The organism is Rhodococcus sp. MT28 (assembly GCF_058792695.1).
On sequence record NZ_JBXAFD010000001.1, the window covers coordinates 463,444 to 487,019 of the forward strand.

Sequence of the window (23,576 nt, forward strand, 5' to 3'; positions counted from 1 at the left end):
ACACGAATTCGGGGCCGGTCGCTTCGAGCGATCGGCCCCGATTTCTGTCATTCGATGTGAAGCACGCTCAGCGTGGGTGAATCCGGAATTCCACGCCGCCGACACTCAGCCCGGGCTCGACGGCAGACGCGCCGCTCGACGCCGCCAGATCGATTGCAGTGAGCATCGACCGCTCCCCCGGAACGAACGACACGACGCGTGATCCCAGCCTGATCGAGAGTGGTTGCGCCGAGACCGGTTTCTTTCCGAACACTTCGGCCCACAGCGTCGCCGTCCTGGCCGGATCGGGCGAGGACACGTCGACGCCGAGGATGTCGTCGACCCAGGGATCGAGGGAAACCTCCTTCTCCGTCTCATCCCAGAACCACTCGTCGGCGTCGGGAATCTCGTCGAGTTCTACGAGCAGTCCGAGATCACCGGGATGAAGTTGGACGATCCGGTGACCGTAGGCCTCGAGATCTGCCACCGTCCGAACATCGGCCGCAGCTGCACGTTCCAGATAGGGCTCGATGTTCGAAACCTGGATCGAGAGTGCATAGCCGCCCTCCCCTCCGCCCTTGCGGATCCATCTCGCCAGCGAGACCGTCTCGTCGAGCGGTGCGACGATCTCGAGAAATGCCTGCGGCCCGACGGCCAAGGTCTCGTCGGCCAAACCGATGTCTTCGAGCAGTGGATCCGCGAATCCTGGCGCCAGATTCAACGCTTCACGTAATTGTTGACCGGTCTTGTCCAGGTCTCGTGCACCGATCACCACCTGCCGCAGGATCTCCCACGTGCCCCCGTCGTGCGTGCCCGTCACAGTCCGACCGCTTCGGCTGCGGTGTCGGCACTCTGCCAGCGTCGGAGTTCGGCACCCGGCGCCCACGTCGAGTGGGTGCCACTCGAAATCCGTTCGGGAAGGCGAAGTTTGCACAATGGTCCGTCTCCGACGCGGGCAGCGTCGAAGATCAGGCAGAAGGACGCGTCCTCGTTCATGTCGGTGGTCAACGTGATGAGATAGCCGTCGTCTTCAGCGGTACCACCCACGCGCGGCGCCATCGAGGTCTCGCTTCCATACACGCCGTCACCGAAGGAAAATCGTTCCTCGTTCCCCGTCAGCAGGTCGTGTTTGACCAAGCCGTCGAACAGGAACCACGACGGCTTACCAGAAGCCGCATAGGCGTATCGGTACTTCTCACCCGCGAAATTGCTGTTCATCATGCCGAATTCGGTGATCGAGTCACTGAGTTGCTCTTCACGCGTGGCTCCGGTGACCAGGTTCAAACGCCAGCGGTGAAGCCGGGTCTGCATGCGATCGAGAGCGAGGAAACGGAAGGCGCGCTCCCACTGATTGCCCATACCGTTGTCCGACGGTTCCGGATCGCCCTGGTAGAAACCGTCCAGAACAATCTCGTCGCCCTCTTCGTAGGCGTTCACGAAGTGCAGGACATAGGTCGGATCGGCTTCGAACCACTTGATGTCAGAGGTATTTCCGCGGCGTGGGATGACTCCGAGACGGAGCGGGATATCGGGATGGAAATTCGCGACGTGCGCGCCCTTCTCCAGCAGAACCGGATCCCAGAACAAGGGGCAGTCGTTGAGGATCGCGTAGTTCTCCGTGAAGGCCATGTCGTGCGGCAAGCGTGGACCTGGAAGCGGGACGTCGACGTAGTGGACCAACTCGTTGGCCGAGTCCACGACGCCGTAATGCATGTACGGCGCTTCCTTGCTGTAGTTGAAGAACAGCATTTCTCCGGTCTTGTCGTCCACCTTCGGATGCGCGGACACACCCCATTCGAAGGGGAACTTGCCGTTCCAGCTTTCCTTTCCGAGTGTCTCCGCCGACATCGGATCGAGACGATACAGATCTCCGCACTGGTAGAAGCTGGTGAGAGCAGTCCCCCGGTGAACGACGACGTCGGTGCTGGACGCGTCCTTCATCCGGGTGCGCGCACCCTTGCCGCCCTCGGGGCGACTGAGTTTGGGAGACTCGGCAAGCCCGGCCCACAACGCAGCGCCGGCATCCTGCTCGGCCGCCAAGCCGTCGGTACGTACGAATCGGTTGCGGTAGAACGACTCTCCGTCGCGAAAGCCCACGATGTGAATCATGCCGTCACCGTCGAAGGGGTGATACGCCTTCATCGAGGGATGGAGCGGATTCTCGGTGTTACGCAGGTAGACACCGTCGAGGTCTTTCGGAACCTCACCGAATACGACTTCGAGGTTGTCCGCTTTGAACTCGGTGGTCTGGGGTTGCCACGGGCCGGTGCGATACGGGTGATCGTCATCGGCGGGAAGGGTGGACAACAACTTGCCTACGATTTCGACGTCCATGGAATTCTCTTTTCGACTGATGGGGAAAGGCTGGGCTGCACTTTCAGGAAACTGCGTCGACGACAAAACTGACGGTGGTGGCCGTACTTCCACCGAAGTTGAGCGTCGCAAAGCGGCTCGCACCCTCGACTTGGAAACCGCCGGCCGTTCCCGTCACCTGATGGGCCGCGTCGAGAAGCATTCGAACACCACTGGCACCCACCGGATGACCACCGCCGATCAGACCGCCGCTGGGGTTGATCGGTAGCTTGCCGCCCATGGCGATGTCACCACTCTCGATGGCTTTCCACGACTCGCCGGGCGCGGTCAGACCGATGTGGTCGATCGCGAGATACTCACTCGCCGTGAAACAATCATGTGTTTCGATCCCGTCTATCCCGGCCAGGTCGACTCCGGCCCGGGAGAAGGCACCCATCACCGCATCCCGAACGTGTGGCATCACGTAGGGATTATCGGCATCGCGGGCCAGCTTCTGCTCGAGACCTAAACCAACTGTCCGGTGACCCCAGCCCGCGATCTGGGCCAGCGGAGTCGCCGCGGCATCAGGATGCTCTCGGAGGTATTTGTCCGTCACCAGCACAACCCCTGCGCCACCGTCGGTCACCTGACTGCAATCGAATCGTCGAACACCACCTTCCACAACGGGATTGGTGGTGTCGTCACCACCCGCATTTCCGAGTAGATCGGGCACCGCCCAACCGCGTGTCTGCGCGTTGGGGTTGTTCTTCGCGTTTGCGAAGTTGATCTGCGAGATCGCGCGAAGGTGAGATTCGTCGATCCCGTAACGCCGCCCGTACTCCTTCGACACACGGTCGAACATGTACGGCCACATGAATTTTGCTTCCTGACCTTCGTGTCCGACCCAGGCTGCAGCGCCCAGATGGCCAGCCGCGTCATCACCCGGAACCGTCTTCTCCAGTTCGATACCCATCACCAGAGCCACGTCGTAATTGCCGGCGCGCAGGTCTGCCATCGCTGCAAGTACAGCGATACTGCCCGATGCGCACGCCGCCTCGTGCCGAGACGAGGGCACACCCCACAGGTCTGGATGCACGGTGGCGGGCATCGCGCCCAGCTGACCTTGGCCGGCAAACAATTGCCCGAAGGCATTACCGACGTGGATCACCTCTATGTCGGTGGCAGGAACCTTCGCCGCGTCCAGGGTGTGGTTCACCACCTCTTCGGCAAGGTTCGCGAAATCGAGTTCCTCACGGGTGAAGTTCCGTGCGAAGTCGGATTGGTACCCGCCGAGAATCCAAATGTTCGAAACAGTCATGACCTCTCCCCTTGCCGATCCGGCCTCGGTGACGTCACCGAGATACCCGCGCAACGGCGGTTGTAATTTCACCGCAACCGTACTACAACTAGCAGAGTAACTCTACTAATTGAAGGGTTGAAAATGACTGATGCTTTTGTCCTCGACTACGTGCGAACGCCGCGCGGTCGAGCATCGGCGCGAGGCGCCCTCCACGAACACAGCCCAGTCGATCTTGTCGTCCACCTGGCCAAGGCTTTGCAGGGTCGAACGAACCTCGCCGCAGAACAGATCGACGACGTCGTTCTCGGTTGCGCATCGCAGGTGGACGAGCAGGGCGCGAACATCGCGAGAACTGCCGCACTCCTTGCCGGTTGGGGCGATTCCGTTCCCGGCGCGACCCTCAATCGTTTCTGCGCATCCGGCGTCGACGCAGTCGGCCAGAGCGCGGCCCGCATTCGCGGCGACGACGTGTCCCTCGTCGTGGCCGGTGGCGTCGAAAGTGTCTCCCGGACTCCGATGTTCAGTGATCGAGGACCGCTGTGGACCGACCCGGCAACTATCGCGCAGATCGGTTCCATCCATATGGGTATTGCCGCCGACTTGAATGCCACGATCGAGGGGTACTCCCGCGACGAGTTGGATGCGTACGGCGTCGAAACCCAACACAAGGCTGCCGAGGCCTGGCGCAACGGCGCATTCGAGCGGTCCGTTGTGCCTGTCCCCGGCAGAAACGGAGAAGCGGGAACAGCCCACGACGAACTGGTCAGGGCAGAGACGACGGCAGAGGGACTCGCAGCGCTGCCTGCCGCCTTCGAAGGGCTCGGCGCCGCCGGTCAGGATGCACTCGCGCTCGCCGCCTACCCTGAGGTCGGCAAGATCGAACACCTGCACACCGTCGGATCCTCTCCCGCCATGGCCGACGGCGCAGCGCTCCTACTCCTCGGATCCGAGAAAGCCGCGGCGAGAGCCGGCTTGACCCCTCGCGCACGGATCATCGGATCCGCCTCGACTTCGGTGAATCCGGTCCTCATGCTCACTGCGGGCCAGAGCGCCGTGGAGGCAGTCATCGCGCGAGCCGGGCTTCGTCCACAGGACATCGACGTGTTCGAGTTCGCAGAGGCGTTCTCCGCACTCTGCCTACGGTTCCGCCGCGATCTTGACGCCGGGCCGGACCGCATGAACCCCAACGGAGGCACGATGGCGATGGGCCATGCATTCGGCGCCACCGGAGCAATTCTCGTCGGCGCATGTGTCGACGAACTGGTACGGAGCGACGGACGCTACGGTGTGGCCGCGGTCAGCGGCGCCGCCGGTGTCGGAGTCGCGGTGCTCGTCGAACGGATCGCCTCATGACCGTCAGTTCACTCTCTGGCCGCGTTGCCGTCGTCACGGGAGGGGGTAAGGGCCTCGGCCGTGCCGTCGCACTGCATCTCGCGAGCCGAGGGGTCACGGTGATCGTCAACAATCGAAATCGCACACTCGATTCGAGCGGCCGAGGCCCTGCAGATCAGGTTGTCGACGAAATCCTCGAAGCCGGTGGACAGGCCGTCGCCAACCACGACGACGTCACCGACCCCGAGGTCGGCCGAAAGTTGGTGGACGACGCTCTCACTCGGTTCGGACGACTCGACTTCTGCATCACCAGCGCCGCGGTCAGCGGTCCACAGATGCTTCATCGCACCACCGCCGAGAACCTCAGCACCGTCATCACGACAAACGTCGTCGGAACCGCACTGGTCGCCGCCGAAGCCTCCCGAGTGATGCGCGAAGCCGGATTCGGGCGCATCGTGATGATTGCCTCGACCGCAGGACTGCACGGAGAACCCACCGTGTCCGCCTACGCCGCCAGCAAGGGTGCCGTCATCGCATTGGGACGCACCGCAGCCGGCGAAGGAGCGAGTCGCAATGTGTTCACCAATGTCGTACTGCCCTATGCCACTACGCAGATGACCGAATCCGGAATGGATCCACGATTCATCGACATCATGGGTGCCGACCTGGTAGCCCCGGTGGTCACCGCCCTCGTCGATCCCGAGTCCACGACCAACGGGCAGGTGATCGTCACGGCAGGCAACGGGGTGCGTTCGGCAGACGCCGTCGAGGGCTCGACCGAATTCTTGCCCACCACCACAGAACTCGATGCCAAAGCGCTCGACGCGCTACTCGTGACCAGCCGACTCGGCGCTCCTCACACCTATCCGAGCGCACAGGAAGCCTTCGCGGACTTCGCTTCCGAACTGCTCGACCACCACAATCGGAAAGCGCGCGCATGACCGACATCCCACTGGGCGATCTTGCACTGAACTTCGGTGTGAGCGCACTCGCCGTCCTCGTCTTCATCGCAGTCGTGATGGCCGTCGCCATCCGGATGAACAATCACTCGATCATCGACATCTGCTGGGGGCCTGGCTTCGCCGTCGTCGCCGTCGTCTCGTACCTGACGTCCATCGGGTCGGACGGCAACGATCTGCGTCGCCTCGTCGTGCTGGCTCTGACCGTGGTGTGGGGAATGCGACTCGGCCTCTACATCGGCTTCCGAAACCGTGGGCACGGGCAGGACAAGCGCTACACTGCCCTGCTCAAACATCAACAGGGACCGCTGGTTCCGTTCCTGATTCGCAAAATCTACGGCCTCCAGGGCGTTCTCATTCTCGTGGTGTCGCTGCCCGTCCAGTTCGCGATGTACGAGTTTCGCGCCCTCGGAGTCCTCGGCGCGATCGGCATCGCGGTCTGGACCGTCGGCTTCGTCTTCGAATCGGTTGGAGACTACCAACTTTCCCGCTTCAAAGCTGATCCGGCCAATGCCGGGAAGGTGATGGACCGTGGGCTCTGGGCCTGGACCCGCCATCCCAACTACTTCGGTGATGCATGCGTCTGGGTCGGACTGTTCATCCTCGCGCTTGGTGATCCATTGGCGCTGATCACGATCGTCTCTCCGATCGTCATGATCAAACTGCTGGTGAGCTACAGCGGTAAGGCCCTTCTCGAACGCGGCATGCGCAAGAGCAAGGGGCAGGCCTACGACGACTACGTCGCCCGGACCAGCGGATTCTTACCTCGTCCACCCCGTCCGGCACGAAACCACGCGTCGTGAGCGCCCCCACGAGTGGTCTCGCCGACGTCTTCGATCTGGAATCGACCGGCCCGGACCGGTGGCAAGGGTCGAACGACGGTGTTCGGCTGCCTCAGCTGTTCGGCGGCCAACTGGTAGCCCAGTCGATTCTCGCAGCCGGGCACACGGTTACCGACGGCAAAGCGATCAGTTCCGTCCACACCCACTTCCTTCGCCCGGGGTCGACGAATCGCGCGACCGAGTTCTCGGTAGATCGCCTTCGGGACGGAAAACGCCTGTCCACCAGAGGCGTCGACGTCCACCAGGACGGACGACTCGTCTGCCGTTCGACGGTCTCTGCCTCCTCGATCGACGAGGGCATCACTCACAGTCGCGCAGTACCTACCGCACTCCCGCCCGCTGAGTGCGTGACGTTGCAGGAGTTGGCCGAGGCAGACGGCGGGCTGGGAGAGGTGTGGGAGGAGTTCTCCGCCATCGAGATTCGTGTGTCCCCCATCGATTCGCAGGCCCCCACGACGCATTCGGCGGCGCCTCCGCGCAACATCTGGATGCGTTCGGCTCAGCGGCTGAGCGACGATCCGCTGATTCACGTGGCTGCTCTCGCCTATGCCAGTGATCTGATGCTGATGGCAACCGCGCTGACTCCGCACGGCTACGACATCGGGCAGGAGCACTCGCTCGACACGGACTGGACTGGTGTGTCCCTCGATCACACGATGTGGTTTCAACGCCCTGTGCGGGCGGACGAGTGGCTGCTCTTCGAGCACTCGACCCCCACAGCTCACACCGGCAGAGCAGTAGTGAATGCCGCGGTCTTCGATCAGTCCGGACTCCAGATCTGCCAGATCACTCAGGAAGCGTTACTCATTGCCCGCACCGAGTGATTCCCGACTCTTTCTGCAGACCATTCGGTACGGTCTCGCGGTGCCGCAGGGTGCGCGGCCTATGATTTCGGGGTGGTACGAGTGAATGCAGCCGGATCTTCGACACCCACCGCGTCGGCGGGCGTCACCGAGTTGCCTGCCGGCGGTCCGAACGCACTGGCCGTCACGCTCGGGTTGTTGGGGGACGAGTGGAACCTCTGGATTCTGCGATTCGCCCTGTTGGGGTCGCGGCGATACAACGACTGGCTCGCCCTCGGGGGAATCTCCAACTCCGTATTGTCCTCACGGTTGGCGGTCCTGACGGCCGGCGGAATGCTCGAGCGTCGTGAGTATCAGCAGAACCCGCCCAGGCACGAATACTCGGTCACCCGCAAAGGGCAGTCGATCTGGCCCGTCCTCATCACCATGTGGTCGTGGGAGAAGCAGTGGGCGCCCAATGAAACCCAGCCGCTTCCACCACTGCGGCACAGCACCTGCGGAAACGACTTCACCCCGATCCTGCGCTGCAAGGAGTGCGGCGAGGACGTGGACGTACGATCCCTGGACTCCCAAATGGGTCCGAGTGGGGACTTCTCACGCAGTGTCCCGGAAGCAACATCGCGGCGACGCTCCACCAAGTCCGAACGCCGTCCGGAGATTCTGGCTCACACGATGGAACTTGTCGGCAATCGCTGGTCAGCGGCGATCATCGGTGCAGCTTTCCGAGGCGCTCGCCGCTACGGAGAGTTCGCCGAGATCACCGGTGCACCACCGGCGATAGTCGCGGATCGCTTGAAGCACCTCACCGAGATCGGTGTGATGGAAACGCGTCCGCTTCCGGATCGCCCACAGTGGTCGGAGTATCGACTCACCGCCAAGGGCACGGCGTATTTCCCCGTGGTGATGTGCATGATCTCCTGGGGTCAGCGTTGGTTCAGATCCGCGGACGGCCCGGACATCGTTCTCCATCACAAGGCCTGCGGTAAACGGTTCGAAGCACGCTTGGGTTGCAGTGTGTGCGGTGAAGAGTTGAGGTCTTCGGACATCGAGGCCGTCGACCTCACCACCTCGGTTCACGTACCCGGGTCCGGCTGGTCCTGAGGTCCCCGCTCAGCCGGCAGTGCGGATCCGGTCGAAGCTCCGGCCTCGGTGTTCGAGCGGCAGCCTGTCCCCTCGCCCGAACAGTTTGTTGCGCAGCGTTCCCTCGTCGTAGTCGCTCTGGTAGGCACCTCGTTTGGTCAGCTCCGGAATCACATGCTCCACAATGTCTTCGAAGGTTCCGGGAGTCACCGCGTACGCGAGATTGAAACCGTCGACGTCGGTCTCGGACACCCACTCCTGCAATTCGTCGGCGACCTCCGCGCCGGAACCGACAACGATCGGGCCGAGCCCGCCGATGCCCGCCCACTCCGCGATGTCCCCCACCGTCCATTCGCCACCTTTCTCGTCGGCCTGGCGAAACGATGCGACCGCGGATTGAATGGCATTGCTCTCGACGTTCCCGATCGGTTCGTCCGCTCGGTATCCGGAGAGGTCGATTCCCATCCACCCCGAGGTGAAAACGAGCGCGCCTTCACTACTCGCGTAGCTGCGGTAGTCCTCGAGCTTCGCCTGGGCCAACTCAGGGGTTCGGTCGGTGATGATCGTCAACAGTGTGTAGATGCGGGCCGAGTACGGATCTCGCCCGACCTTCGTCAGTTCGTTTCGGATTCGGGCAACGGTGTCTTTGAGAATCGCCTTTGTCGGTGCACCGACAAAAATTGCTTCGGCATTCTCGGCGGCGAACCGAACCCCGCGAGGCGACGCGCCGGCCTGGAAGATGACCGGCGTCCGCTGCGGAGAAGGTTCGGAGATGTGGATGCCCGGAACGGTGAAGTGCTTGCCTTCGTGCTCGATCGGATGAACCTTGGCGGGGTCTGTGTAGACCCCGGTGGTTCTGTCACGCACCACCGCGTCGTCTTCCCACGACGTTTCCCACAACTTGTAGAGAACTTCGAGGTACTCGTCCGCGTGGTCGTAGCGATCGTCGTGCTGGAGTTGGTCGTCCTCGCCCATGTTCCGTGCGGCCGAGGGGAGGTATCCGGTGACCACGTTCCACCCGATTCGCCCGTTCGTCAGGTGGTCGAGGGTGCTCAAGCGCCGAGCGAACGGGTAGGGATGCTCGAAAGCTGTACCTGCGGTGATCCCGAAGCCCAAGTGCTCGGTCACGGCAGCCATCGCCGACGCCAGCAGTAGCGGGTCCGAGACCGGTACCTGCGCGCCCTGCCGCAGCGCTGCGTCGTGATTGCCGCCGTACACGTCGTACGTTCCCAACACGTCGGCCAGGAACAGCCCGTCGAATCGTCCACGCTCGAGGAGCTTCGCCAATTCCGTCCAGTACCTCAGATCCGTGTACCTGGACGACTGGTCCTCCGGGTGGCGCCACAGACCTGGTGATTGGTGGGCGACGCAGTTCATGGCAAAGGCGTTGAATCGGATTCTGCGGGGCATTCCCGCACGATGCCGTGCCTGCTCCGCGGTGAACACCATTGCGATCAGTGCGATCGGTTCGGCTCCTGCTTGCACCCGGCGATACCGTCGACTTCGCGACCTCGTCGGCGGGCCGCTACACTGACTAGCGCAGCTGTGACGCCCGAGGCTTCGTGCCGACAGGTCGAGCGGACGCAACAGCAGTATCGGGAAGCGAAAACCCCGGCAGCACAGGGTTTTCAGCGCTTGTCGGTACGCTCCCCGCCCTCGTAGCTCAGGGGATAGAGCATTCCTCTCCTAAAGGAAGGGTCGCAGGTTCGAATCCTGCCGAGGGCACCAGGTGGGACTCTCCCCACATCGGCGCGACCAACGTGCCATTCTTGAATTCATGACGACGCCTCACTCCACGGCTACTCCCCCGAAGAACATGTCTTTGATCCCGGGTGGGACGTACTGGATGGGCTCCGAAGATTTCTATCCGGAAGAACGCCCAGTTCACCAGGTCACCGTCGACGGATTCTGGATGGACACGACGGCGGTGACGGTCGCCGAGTTCCGACGCTTCGTGAAGGCAACCGGCCACGTCACCACTGCTGAAATCGCCCCGGATGCCGCCGACTATCCCGACGCCGATCCAGCCCTCCTCGTCCCGGGATCGTTGGTCTTCACTTCGCCACCCGGCCCGGTTTCACTTGACGACTACACCCAGTGGTGGTCGTTCACTCCCGGCGCCGATTGGCGCCATCCCGAGGGCGCCCACAGCAACGTCGGGGGACGTGAACGGCACCCCGTCACCCACGTGTCGTACTTCGACGCCCAGGCCTACGCCGCGTGGGCCGGCAAGGAACTCCCGACCGAGGCCGAGTGGGAGTTTGCCGCCCGCGGTGGACTCGATCGCCAGGCGTACGTGTGGGGCGATCACGACTCTCCGGGCGGGCGGCCCGGTGGCAACGTGTGGCAGGGCCAGTTCCCCTGGGAGAATCTGCTCGAGGACGGTTACGAGCGCACCGCTCCGGTCGGAAAGTTCCGGCCCAACGGCTACGGACTGTTCGACATGGCCGGGAACGTGTGGGAATGGACGGCCGATCACTACACATCGGACCACGCCCGCAGTTCCAAGAACGTCGCGCCGGCCTCGTCGTGCTGCATTCCTCGTAATCCCCGAGCGGAGTTCGCCACGGAGGCGTTGGTGGGCGAACCCTACGCACGACGGGTGATCAAAGGCGGCTCACATCTGTGTGCACCGAACTACTGCTTGCGCTACCGCCCCGCCGCGCGGCAGGGCGAATCCGAGGAGTCCTCAACCTGCCACGTCGGCTTCCGGTGCATCATCCGCATTCCGCAGGAGTAGATCAGAAGGGCACGTCCCCCAGGATGGCCACCCGCTCCATGACGCGGCGATGAGGGAAGTAATCACTCGCTGCGTAGTGCTGGGTAGCCCGGTTGTCCCAGAAGGCAATGGAATTCGGCGCCCACTTGAAGCGGCACTGAAAGTCCGGGACCTTGACCTGCGCGAACAGCAGGTTGAGCAGATCGTTGCCTTCGACAGGATCCATGTCCGGAATGTGGGTGGTGAAAAGGCTGTTGACGAACAGAGTCTTACGCCCGGTCTCCGGATGCTTACGCACCATCGGGTGCAGGACCGGCGGGTACTGCTCCTTCATCTGTTCCAACTTCTCCGGGCTCATGCCGCGTCCGAAGGACGGCACGAAATCGTGGATGGCGTCCTTGCCGTCGATCAAGTCCTTGATCTCGTCGGGGAGGCAGTCGAAGGCGTTACCCATATCAGCCCAGAGCGTGTCACCACCGGCAGGCGGTACGTCGATCGCCCGAAGTACTGAACCGAGCGGCGGCGTCTTCGTCCAGGTGACGTCGACGTGCCAGATGTTCTCGGTTCCTGGACTGTCCTCTCCGCGTTCGAATCTGACGACTGCCGGGACCTCTCCCTGCGGGAGAAGTGGATGAACCTCGAGTTCACCCCAATGGGCCGCGAAGTCACGATGATTCACGCTCGAAATCGGCTGGTCCCGAAAGAACACGACCTTCCATTCGAGGAGGGCCCGACGCACGTCCTCGATCTGCTCCTCCGACGGATCACGCAAGTCGATATCGCTGATCTCGGCACCGATGAACGGTGTGACGGGTGTCAGAGTGAACCGCTCGTACGGCCTCGATTCAACGCCTTCCGGATTGCGCCTCATTCCGCGTGGTCCGAATTCGATTGTGTGATTGCCGATTTGGACTGTTCGTGATGATGTAAGGGTAGCCATCGAATGACTCCGTCCTGTCGTGTCGTGTCGCGGGGTCACACGTCAATCGACGCGTGCACCCGCTTTGCTCGTGTGCGTTTGTGTGCGCTTTGGGGCGCGGTCAGTGCTCCTACCGCGAGATCGACCAGATGATCCACCGTCGTATCGAAATCTGCCTGCACAACGGGGTTTTCGTCTTCGCGGCGCTGCTCGAAGATGGCCAGAGCAGAGACGCTCATGTTGAACGTCAGATCGATCCGTTCAACCGCGACGCGGCGGGGCAGATGCGGCAACGCCCGCGTCAACCTGCCGACTACCTCGTTGATTCCTTCACTGACCTCGCGAAACTCAGCACTCTGTGTATCCACTGACGGTGAAATTCTCGCGATGAACCGCGCATAGTTGGACCCGTCGACCGTCGCCAGAAAATCGGCCAGTGGGTACAGAAAGGCTTCGACCAAAGCACGGACCAAGTCGGTCCGCCCACTGGCGTCGATGTCGTCGAGATACGTCAGTCGCGCTGCGTTGATCTGATCCATCCGATGCCGGAATACGGCCAGCACCAGACCGTCTCGCCCACCGAAGTGATACTGAACTGCAGAGTTGTTGCGCTGCCCGGCCGCAGTCGCCACGTCCCGCATGGACACTTCGTGAATACCTTGCTCGGCGAACATCCGCTCGGCGACGGCGATCATGGCGTTCTTGGCATCCAACGAGGCGGGCATACACCGACCATATAAGTCACTGTCTTAATTCCGCAAGCCCCATCCCCTGTGCGCGGCTAGGGAGTGCAGGGACTCCTTAACCACTCACGGGGGTAGTTGTCCCAGTCAACGAGACATACGCCGCCAACTTAATTCCGCTCGATACGCTCCAGATTAAGACGACCGCTTAATCCGCCCGGTTTTGCACACGCCAAGGAGCCTGCTGGTGAATCGCCATTCCATTCCGATCATTCCCGAGACGCCGAACGTCGCGGCCGCCGTGTACTACCCCGATCAGAATCCCCCGTACACCCGCCCGGAACCGCTTCGCCCGCCGGTCGGGGCCCCGAACGTGCTGCTGATCATGATCGACGACGTCGGATTCGGCGCACCCTCCGCGTTCGGTGGCCCGTGCCGCACCCCCACCGCCGAGCGTTTGGCCGAAACCGGCGTGAAATACAGCCGATTCCACACCACGGCTCTGTGCTCGCCGACGCGTGCCGCCACACTGACCGGGCGCAACCACCACAGTGTCGGTATGGGTGTCATCTCCGAAATGGCCAACGCGGCACCGGGATACAACGGGACCCGCCCCGCCTCTGCCGCCACGGTCGCACGCGTCCTACAGGGAAACGGCTATGCGACAGGTGCTTTCGGCAAGATGCACCAGACCCCGACGTGGGAGACCACCGCTGCCGGGCCGTTCGATCGGTGGCCGGTCCGTGAGGGTTTCGACAAGTTCTACGGTTTCCTCGGTGCCGAGTCCGACCAGTTCACCCCGGTTCTCTACGAGGACTTCACGATGGTCGACTTACCCAAGACACCACAGGAGGGTTACCACCTGTCAGAGGATCTCGTCGACCACGCGATCGAATGGATCGAGGGCGTCAACACGATGGACCCCGACAAGCCGTGGTTCTGCTATCTCCCCTTCGGCGCGTGCCACGCTCCACTCCAGGTTCCGGACCGATACCTGAACAAGTACGTCGGCGAATTCGATCACGGGTGGGATCGCCAACGCGAGATCACCCTCCAAAAGCAGAAGGAACTGGGCGTCGTCGCTCCTGATACCGAATTGGCCCCGTGGGCTCCAGGGCTCCCACACTGGGACGAACTCGACGACGACCAGAAGAAGGTCTCGGCCCGTTTGATGGAGTTGTACGCGGCGTTTCTCGAGCACACCGACGACGAGGTAGGCAGGCTCGTCGACCGGTTGCAGGACATGGATGTACTCGACAACACTCTGGTGCTCTACATGATGGGTGACAACGGCGCTTCCGCGGAAGGCGGAATGGAGGGCTCGTTCAACTACCTCGCCGGCCTCAACGGTTACAAGAGTGCGACATCCGACGTACTGGCGCGCTACGACGAATTGGGGACCGAAACCAGCTACCCGCACTATCCGGCGTCGTGGGCTCTGGCTCTCGACACCCCTTACCAGTGGGCCAAGCAGGTTGCGTCCCATTACGGCGGTACCCGAAACGGTCTGATCACCCACTGGCCCAAGGGGATCGACAAGCCAGGAATCAGGGAGCAGTGGCATCACTGCGTCGACATCACGCCGACAATCCTGGAAGCTGCCGGTATTCCGGCACCGACCAGCGTCGACGGGGTCACCCAGAAACCGATGGAAGGCGTGGCGATGAACTACACCTTCGCCGAGCCCGATGCCGAAGAGCGCCACACCACACAGTATTTCGAGATCTTCGGCAACCGCGGAATTTACGATCACGGTTGGACCGCAGTCACGGCCCACCGCGCACCCTGGCTGATGGCCACTCACGGCCTCGAGCTCACACCGATGAGCGAGGACCGTTGGGAGCTGTACGACACCTCGGTCGACTGGTCGCAGGCCCGCGATCTCGCGGACGAGCATCCCGAGATCCTCGCCCGGCTCAAGGAAAAGTTCCTCGTCGAGGCGGCCAAATATCAGGTGCTGCCGCTGGACGACAGAACGGTCGGTCGCCACGCCACCGCGGAATCACGACCCCCGCATCCGATGATGGGCCGCAAGACCCTCACGCTGTACCCACACATGAACGGTCTGGTCGAGAAAGCCGCGCCGACGTTCTTCAACCGCTCGTACACGCTGACCGCGAGTCTGGGTAGCGTCGCCGACGGCATGCTGGTCAGCCTCGGTGGCCGGTTCGGCGGATTCGCTTTGTACATACTCGATTCCGTCCCCGTCTACTGCTACAACTTCAGCGGCGGTGGTCGGACCTTCGTGCGTGGGCGCAACCCGCTGGCACCCGATGCGCGCGAGGTGTCCGTCCACTTCGAGTACGACGGCGGCGGAATCGGCAAGGGTGGAACCGCCACCCTGAGCGTCGACGACGAGGTGGTCTCCGAGGGCCGGATCGAGAAGACCACTCGGGCGATCTTCAGCATGAACGAGCAGCTCGACGTCGGCATCAACCGGGGAAGCCCGGTCGCGGAAGAGTTCGCGGAGAAGGGCACGTTCCGCTACGGCGGCAAACTCCACAGCGTGACCGTCGACTTACGATCCACCCGAGATGTGGTGTCCGCAGAGGAACGGGAGAAAATCTCACTCGCCGTGCACTGATCGACCAGGCGACGCTCGCCGATTGTGCAGCCGCGCGCGATATCTGCCGTGCGGCTGCACAATCGCCCTGCGTCTATCCGACCGTGTACATCTGCAGGCACGGCCCCACCGGGCGAGCTTCCAGGATGTCGCGGGCCTTCTCACGCGCTGCGTTGAACTCCCAGGGCGCAGTGGTGCCCGGCACTCCGAATCGATATCTGCTCAAGGCACATGAACGCTGCGGTTCCGGTAGACGATCCAAGGCAGGTACCGCGTCGACGGAGAGCCCGCGTAAGTAGGAAACGTCGATGCTCTTGCCGCCCTCGAACCGCTCCACGTTCTTTTGCGCGATGTACGCGTCGGGGTTGAACACCGCGAAGGCCAGCAGCGCGACGGCCGAAGTGGCGAGAACAGCTGTGGGCAGCCACTTCCCGGACATCCGAATACCTGCGACGAGCAACAACACGAACACGAAGCCAAGAAGCAGCTCTGTCGCGAAGACGCTGACCCGGAGCACCGTGAAACCGTACTGATTCTCGTACAACCACATCCGGTGCACAGCGGACGCCACGATCACCAGGCTGAAGACACACAGGGCACCCAGCAGTCCGCGGGCAAGACGCCTCGATCCAGCGTCGCGGCGGTCGATGTACCGCACTGCGACGGCGATGACGAGCAGCGTCAGCACGGTAACCGCCATGAGCTGCCAGAAACCCTCACGCGCATAGTCCGCATAGGTCAGTCCATCGGTCACCTGTACGTGCTCGTCTCCCCCGAACAGCGTCTTCGTCTGTACTGCGACAAAACCGAGGAACAGCACGTTGAGCACTCCGAGCGGGACCGCCCACTCCCACATCGGCAACGGCGTCGCCGGCGCAGGTGCAAACGCGTCCACCGTCGGCGTTCTGCGGCGCAGATACACCGCAACCAGCGTGCCGAACGCCATCACGACGCCGGCAAAGATCCGTGCCCCCGGGTTCGACACCGAGATGGCCGGAGCGAAGCCGCCGAAGATCTTCGCGAACTCCGGATCCGCACTCACGAACAAAGATCCGAAAATCAACAGGAGAAGAATCGACACTGCGCCCACGACGACAACTCGCGCCGCCGGCACCCGCGGAGCAGAGCGGGTAGCGAGCTTTCGACGACGAACGAAGTTGACCGTCCGGTGCGGTGCCCGCCAGGGAGCAAGCGTTCCCAGAAGTATCCCGGTCCACGTCCGCCCGCCGATCAGAGTCCACGTGAACAGAACCCATGCAACCACGACGCAGAGGAACACCAACCACTCCGCACCGCGAACGGCGGCAACACCCAGCAGTGCGAGCATCCCGATGGCGGCGACCCACTGCGTCACGGTCATCCGCGGCGGCGTCAGAATCCCGAAGACGATCACCACACCGGCACCCACGATCAAGTACGCGATACTCGCGAACCCTGGGTCGAGGATCAGGGCCGCAAGCACCCCTACTGCGGCCGCGCCGAGGAGCATCGAGCGGGTGGCCATCGAAGTGCGATCGGGACGCCAGAACCGGCTGGAACGCTTGGGTTTTACGGCCGGCATCGGCGGTTTCGGTGGAATTACTATCGGAGCGCTCATGTGATCTCCTATGTGTCTGGTTCAATTTTTCAGGGTCGGAAGTACAGACGAATGCCGATGAAGACATGCGCCATCGCGAGATCTCTCGATCTCGTCAGGGACTTTGATTCAGTTCTGCGGCAGCACTACTCGAATGCAACAACCCGACGGGGCATCGACGACGGCAATCCTGCCGTCATGTAATTCGACCGCCCACTTCGCGATCGCGAGGCCGAGTCCGGTGCCTCCGTCGGTCGAGCCGCCGCGGATGAAGCGGTCGAACACTCGCTCACGGGCCTGTGGTTCGATGCCGGGGCCGTCGTCGTGGACGTCGAGCACCAACTCCCCCGCGCTGCCGGTACGTACTCGGATGACAACTTTGGTGTCGACGTTCCCGTGCTGAACCGCATTGTCCACCAGGTTGGTCACCACCTGGTGGAGGCGATCCGGATCGGCGACCACGGACAATTGTGGAGGCTTGACGTCTATCTCGATGTCGCCCGCACTCACACTCGACAGCTCGCGTAAGAACGGCTCGACCTCGAAACGGCGGCGTTTCAACGGCATTGCGCCACCCTCGAGTTTCGAGAGATCGAGAAGGTCGGCTACCAGCGCGCCCAGTCGTTCCGTTTGCCGCAGCGCCGATTTCATCATCGCCGGATCCGGTTCTTCGACACCGTCGACGACGTTCTCGAGCATGGCTTGCAAAGCGGTGATGGGCGTGCGCAGTTCGTGGGAGACGTTGCCGATCAACTCGCGGCGGTACCGGTCGTCGGCCCCGAGGTCCTCGGCCATCCGATTGAACGCATGGGCGAGTTCGCCTACTTCGTCTCTGGAAGTCGCTCGTACTCGCCGCGAATAGTCGCCGCGCGCCATCGCCTTCGCCGCGGCCGTCATCTCGCGAAGCGGTGACGTCATCCCGTGTGCGAGCACCTGAGTAACGCCTAGAGCGACAACCAACGCCGTCAGTAGAGCAAAACGAAACGGTTGTTGCGACGTCAGCCAGAAACCACCCGCGGCGAACACCAGTGCTGCGACAACCAGGAGGCCGACCTTCACCTTGAAGGACCGCATCGGGTCCAGCGGCCGCGGCCACCGTGCAAAAAGACGGTCGACGACGCTCATCGCGGCACGTCCCAGGCGTACCCGACCCCGTGAACGGTCCGGATCACGGAAGGTCCGAGCTTGCGTCGCAGCGCCTTGACGTGGCTGTCGACGGTCCGACTGCCCGCTCCCTCACCCCAGCCCCAGATCTCCTCGAGCAGCGACTCCCGCGGGATCGCGGCTCGCGGCCGCTCCGCCAGATAGGCGATGAGATCGAATTCGGTGCGAGTCAGGTGAACTTCTTGCGCATCACGGCGCACTCGACGTTCGGTCAGGTCGATCACGACGTCACCGAACTCGAGGAGGTCGGCCACCGGGCGAGCAGCGTGCTCCGCGCGATCCGCACGCCGAAGCAGAGCCTGCACCCGGGCGACGAGCACACGCATGCTGAACGGCTTGCTCAGATAGTCGTCGGCCCCGACGCCGAGACCGATCAGCATGTCCGTTTCATCGGCGCGAGCGGTCAGCATCAGCACGGGCACCGGGCGCACGGCCTGGATGCGGCGGCAAACTTCGAGGCCGTCGAATCCCGGCATCATCACGTCGAGCACCACTAGGTCGGCATCCATCTGCTCGCAGCGGGTCACAGCGCTGGGGCCGTCGAATGCCAACTCGACGTCGTAGCCCTCGGCACGCAGCCTCGCTGCGATGGACTCGCAGATACTGACCTCGTCGTCGACCACGAGCACTCTTCGCTGACTCATGGAACTGACTGTATTCGGCCCTCGTGGATGAACCTGGGAGGACTTGTGAAGGTTCTGTGCAGGTTCTAGAACCTGCGGATGTTGTTGATCGGCAGATCCGCCAGCGGCGTCAGTCCGGTCGGAACACCAACTCCGTAGGCGTTGAACACCATTCCGAATCCGGCGTAGATGCCGACGTGCGTCGCACCGGGGTAGAAGGTGATGACGTCGCCGGGCGCGAGGGCCCACCGAGGAACCGGCTGTCCGACGTTGGCCTGCTGTTGGCTGGTCCTTGGCAGATTCACTCCGGCCTGCCGAAACGCCCATTGCACCAGCCCGGAGCAGTCCCACGAGTTCGGCCCGACTCCGCCCCATTGGTAGGGCTTTCCGGTCTGAGTGCTCGCTGCTGCCAGCGCGATCAGGCCTGCCGGACTCGGAATGGGGAGTGCGGCTGATCCGCTGCTGATGCTTCCTGCGCTTCCCAGGCTGCCGGAGCTCCCGCTACTGCCGCCGCTGCCGAGGCTCCCCGGGTCGGCCGAGGCGGGGGCAGCGGAGAGCAACAGGACGCTTCCGGTCAGCAGAGCAGCGACCGTTCCCGTGCGGAGTGTCGACTTCTTCATGCATCCGTCCTTCGTGGGAGTCGTTTCGGCGCGCGGCAGCGCACCTCGATAGCCGTGAACTGGTAAGACACGTGAAAACAAACACTTCGTTCGGATGTTAACGGCGTAGACGTGGTGTTCGGACAGGAATCATTGATCCCATTTGTCGGTTTTCGACAAACAGGCCTTACGTCCCGGCCTGGCAAAGATCAGGGAATGATCGGGGATTTCCCGGATCCGTCGGAGCCGGCGGATCCCTAGATTCGAAATCATGCGCTCATACCTCCTTGTCGCCGCGGTCATCATCGGAGCCACCACGGCGCTGATCGGTTGCTCGACGCTCCAGCGCGCAGTGGAGATTCAATCGGATCTCGACGGACTCACCAGGTCGGGTGTCGTCGGGTCGATCGCAACACTCGACGACGGCACCACGACGGCTGTCATGACCAGCGGCGTACCCAATCGGACCAACGGCGATTCGATCGGCAAGAATGATCGGGTCCGGATCGGAAGTGTGACAAAGACATTCACCGCTTCACTCGTCCTGCAGTTGGTGGCCGAAGGCAAGGTCGACCTCGACGCACCGATCGAGCAGTACCTCCCGGGCCTACTGCACGGCAGTGACATGGACGGCAGTGACATGGACGGCAGTGGCACAGACGGTAGCGCAATCACCGTGCGGCAACTGTTGCAACATCGCAGCGGCCTACCCGAGTTCGCCGGAGAACCCGGCGCCGACGAATGGATTGCCGCAAACGAGGACCGAACGCTGACGCCGTCCGCCGCGGTCGCCATCGCCCTCGGCAAACCGGCGCAATTCGTCCCCGGAACGTCGTTCGTCTACACCAACACCAACTACATCGTTCTCGGAATGCTCGTCGAATCGGTGACCGGCCGCAGCTACGCCGACGAACTTCAGTCTCGGATACTCGACCCGCTGGACCTGGAAGACACGTACCTCCCGGCGGCCGGTGAGCGCGATATCAGGGGCGATCACCTGACGGGCTATCAGGATCTCGACGGTGGCCTGACCGACGTTTCCCGCACGGAACCGTCGATCCCCTGGTCTGCCGGAGCGATGGTCTCGACGGGCACAGACCTGAACACCTTCTGGCGTGCACTACTCGACGGGCAGGTGGTGCCGGCCGAGCAGCTTGCCGAGATGACCACCCCTCAGGTCGCCACCACCGAAGCCGAGGGACTCGGGTACGGGATGGGCGTCGGCGCCACCGAACTTCCCTGCGGCGTCACCTATACCGGCCACAGTGGCGGGATCTACGGGTACTACACACTGTCCGGTGCGACGCCGGACCGCGCGTTCACTGTGACGCTGACGTCGACGCCGAAGGACCAGCCGGACACCGTCGCGATACTCTCGCACGCGCTCTGCCCCTGACGCTGTTACCAGTACTGATGACGCTGCCCGTCGGTATCCGCGACGAAGATGACCGCGTCGGCGCCGTCCAACTCCGAAGGTTTCAGCGGCAGGTGGCCGGGCAGGATCGCCTCTCCCGCGGTGACGGACGGGTCAAGTGCTGCGCGAAGTGCGGGCGCCGGAAACAGGGCACGCCGACTGGTCGCATCGGCCAACGCTCCCTGCAGAGTGCCCGGATCACTGTCGGGGTTGGCGTCGGTTGCCACGAATACGTAGCGCTCCCCGAGGACAAGTCCGACAAGTGAGCCGGCGCTCCCCCAGCTGACCACGTCGCCGTTGACGGGCATGTCGGACGGCACTCGCAGGAGATGGGCATTGTGTGCGAAGAGCAGGATCGGCCCGCGTCGCTGCTCCTGGGCGACGACCGCCAACAGGTTCTCGGCCATCATCTCGGCACGCAGACTGAGCAGAGTGCCGATGCGATCAGGAGCGGAACTCGCCATCGCGGAGTGATAGCGCAAGAGCCCCAGAGCGGTGCGTGAATGTGCAAGGGCCAGGTCGTAACCGGCCGGGTCGGCGGGCCGCAGCACAGGTGCGGCGCGCCGCAGGACGCTGGCGAGGTCGTCCGCAATGATGCGCAGGGCACGAGCCTGATCGGAGTTGCCGACGGACGCAGCCGGTTCGAACATCGCCGCCGGGTTGGTCCAGTCGGTGTCCTGCCCGAGCAGAAGGTCGATGCCGTCGAACGAGTGCGGCCGCATCGCAGCGGGCAGGAAGTCACCTGCTGCAGACAGCGCGCCACGTGGGCTCGGTGCACCGCGGAATACTCCACCGGAGCGTCGAAGCCGTAGAAGCGAACTCGGTCGGCCGGAGCGCGGCCGTGGTTGTACTCGCGTAGCCATTCGACGAGTTCGCGGTTGCCCGGTACCGCACCGAATCCGTGGCTGAAGCCTGTGGCGAGCACCTTCTCGATGTCCGCCTCTCCCCCGTTCACGTAGTCGTTCACGAGCAAAGCCGCAAAGACATCTGTTTCGAGCACGATCGACCGATATCCTCGTTCGACCAGTTGGCCGAGAAGTTCGTTGCGCAGCAACGGAAATACCTTGACTCCGTGGGTCGGCTCGCCGAGGGCGAGCAGAGTCGGCACCTCGGTTAGCGTGGCGAGCAGTTCGTCGACCGCACGACCAAGACTTGCCGCGTCTTCGAGTTGGTGGCCGAACTCACTAAGCGATGGGGCAGTGGACATGATCATCCCTTTCGAAGGTGGACTGCCTTCGACAGTATCGTTGAAGATTCGAGTGAAACTTTCACTGGCAATTAGCTGGGGTATACCGTGAAAAGCCTCAATCGGAGGTGATCAGTGCGGCCCATAGACCTTGCCCGTGAACACGGGTTGTCCGCACAGGCGATCCGCAACTACGACGATGCCGGCATCCTCCCTCCGACCGAGCGCAGCACTTACGGCTACCGGCGATACACCCCAGTGCACGCGCAAGCCCTGCGCACTTTCCTCGCATTGCGCGGCGGTCACGGGCACCAGCGGGCCACGGAAATCATGCGGGCGACCAACCAGGGCGACACCGAGTCCGCCTACCGCCTGATCGACAGTGCGCACATGACGCTGCTCGCCGAGCGAAAAACTCGCACCGAGGTAGCCACAGCGCTGGGGACTCTGTCCACCATGGCACCGGCACTGGTGCACGGTCCAGCGCTGACGGTGGGTGAGCTGGCGCGCCGTCTCGGCGTTCACCCGGCGACACTGCGCACATGGGAAGAGCACGGCATCCTGCGCCCCGAGCGCGAACGAGCAACGGGTTATCGCGAATACGGTCCGGAGTGTGTGCGCGACGCCGAGATCGCACGGCAGCTGCGGCGCGGTGGCTATCGGCTGTCGCAAGTCGCTCAGTTTCTCGATTCGCTGCGCGAGGCCGGCGGAGCAGACGCATTGTCAGCGTTCCTCGAATCCTGGCAAGACCGGCTGACCACACGCAGTCGCAACCTTCTCGCCGGCGCAGCTCAGCTCGATGCCTATCTCACGATGCTGGATCAGACCTCGCCTGGTTGCCGATCAGCAAACGGTTGAGGCGTCAGTTCACAAGCCGCGCAAGGCTCCTCACCATCTCACCGACGGTGTCGGTCGACGGCCACGGGAATTCCGGGAGATCGGCCCGCAACATCACCTGTCCGTGCAGCGAAGTCCAGATCGATACCGCATCGACAAAAGTGTCTGTGCTGGCCGACCTCCCAGCGGCGACGCACGCGTCGAGGTTGTTCACCAGTGTGTTGAAGGCGGCCAGTCCTCGCGTATCCGATTGTGGTGACTGACCTTTCGGCCTGGACCACCCGAACAAGACCCGATACCGAGCGGGCTCGGAAATGCCGAACTCGACGTATGCCGAGCACCCGGCATACAGACCCTCGACCGGGTCGGGGTGTGCGGAAACGGCGTCGGCCACGGCGAGATGCAACTGCTCCAGCGATTCGGAGACCACCGCTTCGACAATGGCATCGCGATCGGAAAAGTGTCCGTAGATAGATGGTGCGGATATCCCGACTTCGCGAGCGACCGATCGGAGCGTCACCGCCTGATCCGATCCGGTGCGGGCGATGAGCGTCGCCGCTGCGGCGACGATCTCTCCGCGGAGTCGTGCGCCGCTTCCTCTCGGATTTCGGGCGCGAGTACTCCGAGAACCACTCGTCCCAGTTTCATCGGCATCTTCGGAAACATCACTCACCCGACAAACTTTACACATGTAAGGCGAAGGGGT

The 23,576-nt window shown here is 63.0% G+C and carries 20 protein-coding genes, 1 tRNA gene and 1 pseudogene; 10 read left to right on the top strand and 12 right to left on the bottom strand.

The annotated features are described in order from the left end of the window. Positions 1-67: 67 nt before the first annotated feature. From AC1Q6C_RS02185 to AC1Q6C_RS02195, 3 genes are read right to left on the bottom strand one after another with little or no spacing between them, the layout of a single operon-like run. Positions 68-799 carry a VOC family protein gene (locus AC1Q6C_RS02185; protein ID WP_064111720.1) on the bottom strand — a complete coding sequence of 244 codons (732 nt, stop codon included), beginning with the start codon at positions 797-799 and terminating at the stop codon, positions 68-70. Continuing rightward, positions 796-2,313 carry a carotenoid oxygenase family protein gene (locus AC1Q6C_RS02190; protein WP_161120160.1) on the bottom strand — a complete coding sequence of 506 codons (1,518 nt, stop codon included), beginning with the start codon at positions 2,311-2,313 and terminating at the stop codon, positions 796-798. Before AC1Q6C_RS02190 ends, AC1Q6C_RS02185 begins: the two co-directional genes overlap by 4 nt. Before the next feature lie 43 nt (positions 2,314-2,356). After that, positions 2,357-3,589 (bottom strand): acetyl-CoA acetyltransferase, encoded by a 1,233-nt coding sequence (locus AC1Q6C_RS02195; RefSeq protein ID WP_030534916.1) that lies wholly within the window; start codon positions 3,587-3,589, stop codon positions 2,357-2,359. Positions 3,590-3,712: 123 nt separating this feature from the next. Here AC1Q6C_RS02195 and AC1Q6C_RS02200 point away from each other — a divergent pair, with 123 nt between their 5' ends. The 5 genes from AC1Q6C_RS02200 (at position 3,713) to AC1Q6C_RS02220 (ending at position 8,608) form a co-directional block, all read left to right on the top strand. After that, positions 3,713-4,924, top strand: a complete 1,212-nt coding sequence (locus AC1Q6C_RS02200; RefSeq protein ID WP_054827293.1) for an acetyl-CoA C-acyltransferase — start codon at positions 3,713-3,715, stop codon at positions 4,922-4,924. Continuing rightward, a complete protein-coding gene (locus AC1Q6C_RS02205) occupies positions 4,921-5,844 on the top strand; it encodes an SDR family NAD(P)-dependent oxidoreductase (protein WP_073512707.1) in 924 nt (307 codons plus the stop codon). Before AC1Q6C_RS02200 ends, AC1Q6C_RS02205 begins: the two co-directional genes overlap by 4 nt. Continuing rightward, positions 5,841-6,665, top strand: a complete 825-nt coding sequence (locus AC1Q6C_RS02210; RefSeq protein WP_042451087.1) for a DUF1295 domain-containing protein — start codon at positions 5,841-5,843, stop codon at positions 6,663-6,665. The genes AC1Q6C_RS02205 and AC1Q6C_RS02210 overlap by 4 nt, the downstream gene beginning before the upstream one ends. Beyond that, positions 6,662-7,528, top strand: a complete 867-nt coding sequence (locus AC1Q6C_RS02215; RefSeq protein WP_054827295.1) for an acyl-CoA thioesterase — start codon at positions 6,662-6,664, stop codon at positions 7,526-7,528. Before AC1Q6C_RS02210 ends, AC1Q6C_RS02215 begins: the two co-directional genes overlap by 4 nt. Positions 7,529-7,609: 81 nt before the next feature. Then, positions 7,610-8,608: a winged helix-turn-helix transcriptional regulator gene (locus AC1Q6C_RS02220; protein ID WP_003940366.1), complete on the top strand. Its 999-nt coding sequence runs from the start codon at positions 7,610-7,612 to the stop codon at positions 8,606-8,608. 9 nt (positions 8,609-8,617) lie between these two features. Here AC1Q6C_RS02220 and AC1Q6C_RS02225 read toward each other — a convergent pair whose 3' ends face one another. Continuing rightward, entirely contained in the window at positions 8,618-9,997 is a 1,380-nt protein-coding gene (locus AC1Q6C_RS02225) for an LLM class flavin-dependent oxidoreductase (RefSeq protein WP_217017718.1), read from the bottom strand. Positions 9,998-10,239: 242 nt separating this feature from the next. On the opposite strand from AC1Q6C_RS02225, the gene AC1Q6C_RS02230 reads away from it, so the two are divergent. Both AC1Q6C_RS02230 and AC1Q6C_RS02235 read left to right on the top strand, forming a co-directional pair. Next, positions 10,240-10,315: transfer RNA gene (locus tag AC1Q6C_RS02230), tRNA-Arg, on the top strand. Positions 10,316-10,364: 49 nt separating this feature from the next. Further along, positions 10,365-11,327 carry a formylglycine-generating enzyme family protein gene (locus AC1Q6C_RS02235; RefSeq protein WP_050654677.1) on the top strand — a complete coding sequence of 321 codons (963 nt, stop codon included), beginning with the start codon at positions 10,365-10,367 and terminating at the stop codon, positions 11,325-11,327. 1 nt (position 11,328) lies between these two features. On the opposite strand, the gene AC1Q6C_RS02240 is transcribed toward AC1Q6C_RS02235, so the two are convergent. Then, positions 11,329-12,246, bottom strand: a complete 918-nt coding sequence (locus tag AC1Q6C_RS02240) for a TauD/TfdA dioxygenase family protein (RefSeq protein WP_050654720.1) — start codon at positions 12,244-12,246, stop codon at positions 11,329-11,331. Between the two features lie 35 nt (positions 12,247-12,281). Continuing rightward, complete coding sequence (locus AC1Q6C_RS02245) at positions 12,282-12,950, bottom strand: TetR family transcriptional regulator (protein ID WP_064111709.1); 669 nt, start codon at positions 12,948-12,950, stop codon at positions 12,282-12,284. 205 nt (positions 12,951-13,155) lie between these two features. Between AC1Q6C_RS02245 and AC1Q6C_RS02250 the strand changes: the two genes are divergently transcribed. Further along, entirely contained in the window at positions 13,156-15,492 is a 2,337-nt protein-coding gene (locus AC1Q6C_RS02250) for an arylsulfatase (protein WP_230358960.1), read from the top strand. 73 nt (positions 15,493-15,565) lie between these two features. On the opposite strand, the gene AC1Q6C_RS02255 is transcribed toward AC1Q6C_RS02250, so the two are convergent. From AC1Q6C_RS02255 to AC1Q6C_RS02270, 4 genes are all read right to left on the bottom strand, one after another. Next, positions 15,566-17,068, bottom strand: a complete 1,503-nt coding sequence (locus AC1Q6C_RS02255; protein ID WP_328512023.1) for a DUF4153 domain-containing protein — start codon at positions 17,066-17,068, stop codon at positions 15,566-15,568. Between the two features lie 108 nt (positions 17,069-17,176). Further along, positions 17,177-18,172 (bottom strand): HAMP domain-containing sensor histidine kinase, encoded by a 996-nt coding sequence (locus AC1Q6C_RS02260; RefSeq protein ID WP_007727705.1) that lies wholly within the window; start codon positions 18,170-18,172, stop codon positions 17,177-17,179. Continuing rightward, positions 18,169-18,855, bottom strand: a complete 687-nt coding sequence (locus AC1Q6C_RS02265; RefSeq protein WP_058037854.1) for a response regulator transcription factor — start codon at positions 18,853-18,855, stop codon at positions 18,169-18,171. Before AC1Q6C_RS02265 ends, AC1Q6C_RS02260 begins: the two co-directional genes overlap by 4 nt. Before the next feature lie 65 nt (positions 18,856-18,920). Further along, positions 18,921-19,454, bottom strand: coding sequence for an NlpC/P60 family protein (locus AC1Q6C_RS02270; RefSeq protein ID WP_029255974.1), 534 nt, complete (start codon positions 19,452-19,454; stop codon positions 18,921-18,923). Positions 19,455-19,704: 250 nt separating this feature from the next. On the opposite strand from AC1Q6C_RS02270, the gene AC1Q6C_RS02275 reads away from it, so the two are divergent. Next, complete coding sequence (locus AC1Q6C_RS02275; protein ID WP_193595048.1) at positions 19,705-20,829, top strand: serine hydrolase domain-containing protein; 1,125 nt, start codon at positions 19,705-19,707, stop codon at positions 20,827-20,829. A gap of 5 nt (positions 20,830-20,834) precedes the next feature. Here AC1Q6C_RS02275 and AC1Q6C_RS02280 read toward each other — a convergent pair. Then, a pseudogene (locus AC1Q6C_RS02280) lies at positions 20,835-22,060 on the bottom strand (erythromycin esterase family protein). Positions 22,061-22,168: 108 nt separating this feature from the next. Here AC1Q6C_RS02280 and AC1Q6C_RS02285 point away from each other — a divergent pair. Continuing rightward, the gene (locus AC1Q6C_RS02285; RefSeq protein WP_192712281.1) at positions 22,169-22,891 is read left to right on the top strand and encodes a TioE family transcriptional regulator; all 723 of its coding nucleotides are present in this window, start codon (positions 22,169-22,171) and stop codon (positions 22,889-22,891) included. A gap of 4 nt (positions 22,892-22,895) precedes the next feature. On the opposite strand, the gene AC1Q6C_RS02290 is transcribed toward AC1Q6C_RS02285, so the two are convergent. Continuing rightward, entirely contained in the window at positions 22,896-23,543 is a 648-nt protein-coding gene (locus AC1Q6C_RS02290) for a TetR/AcrR family transcriptional regulator (protein ID WP_193595046.1), read from the bottom strand. Between the last annotated feature and the right edge of the window lie 33 nt (positions 23,544-23,576).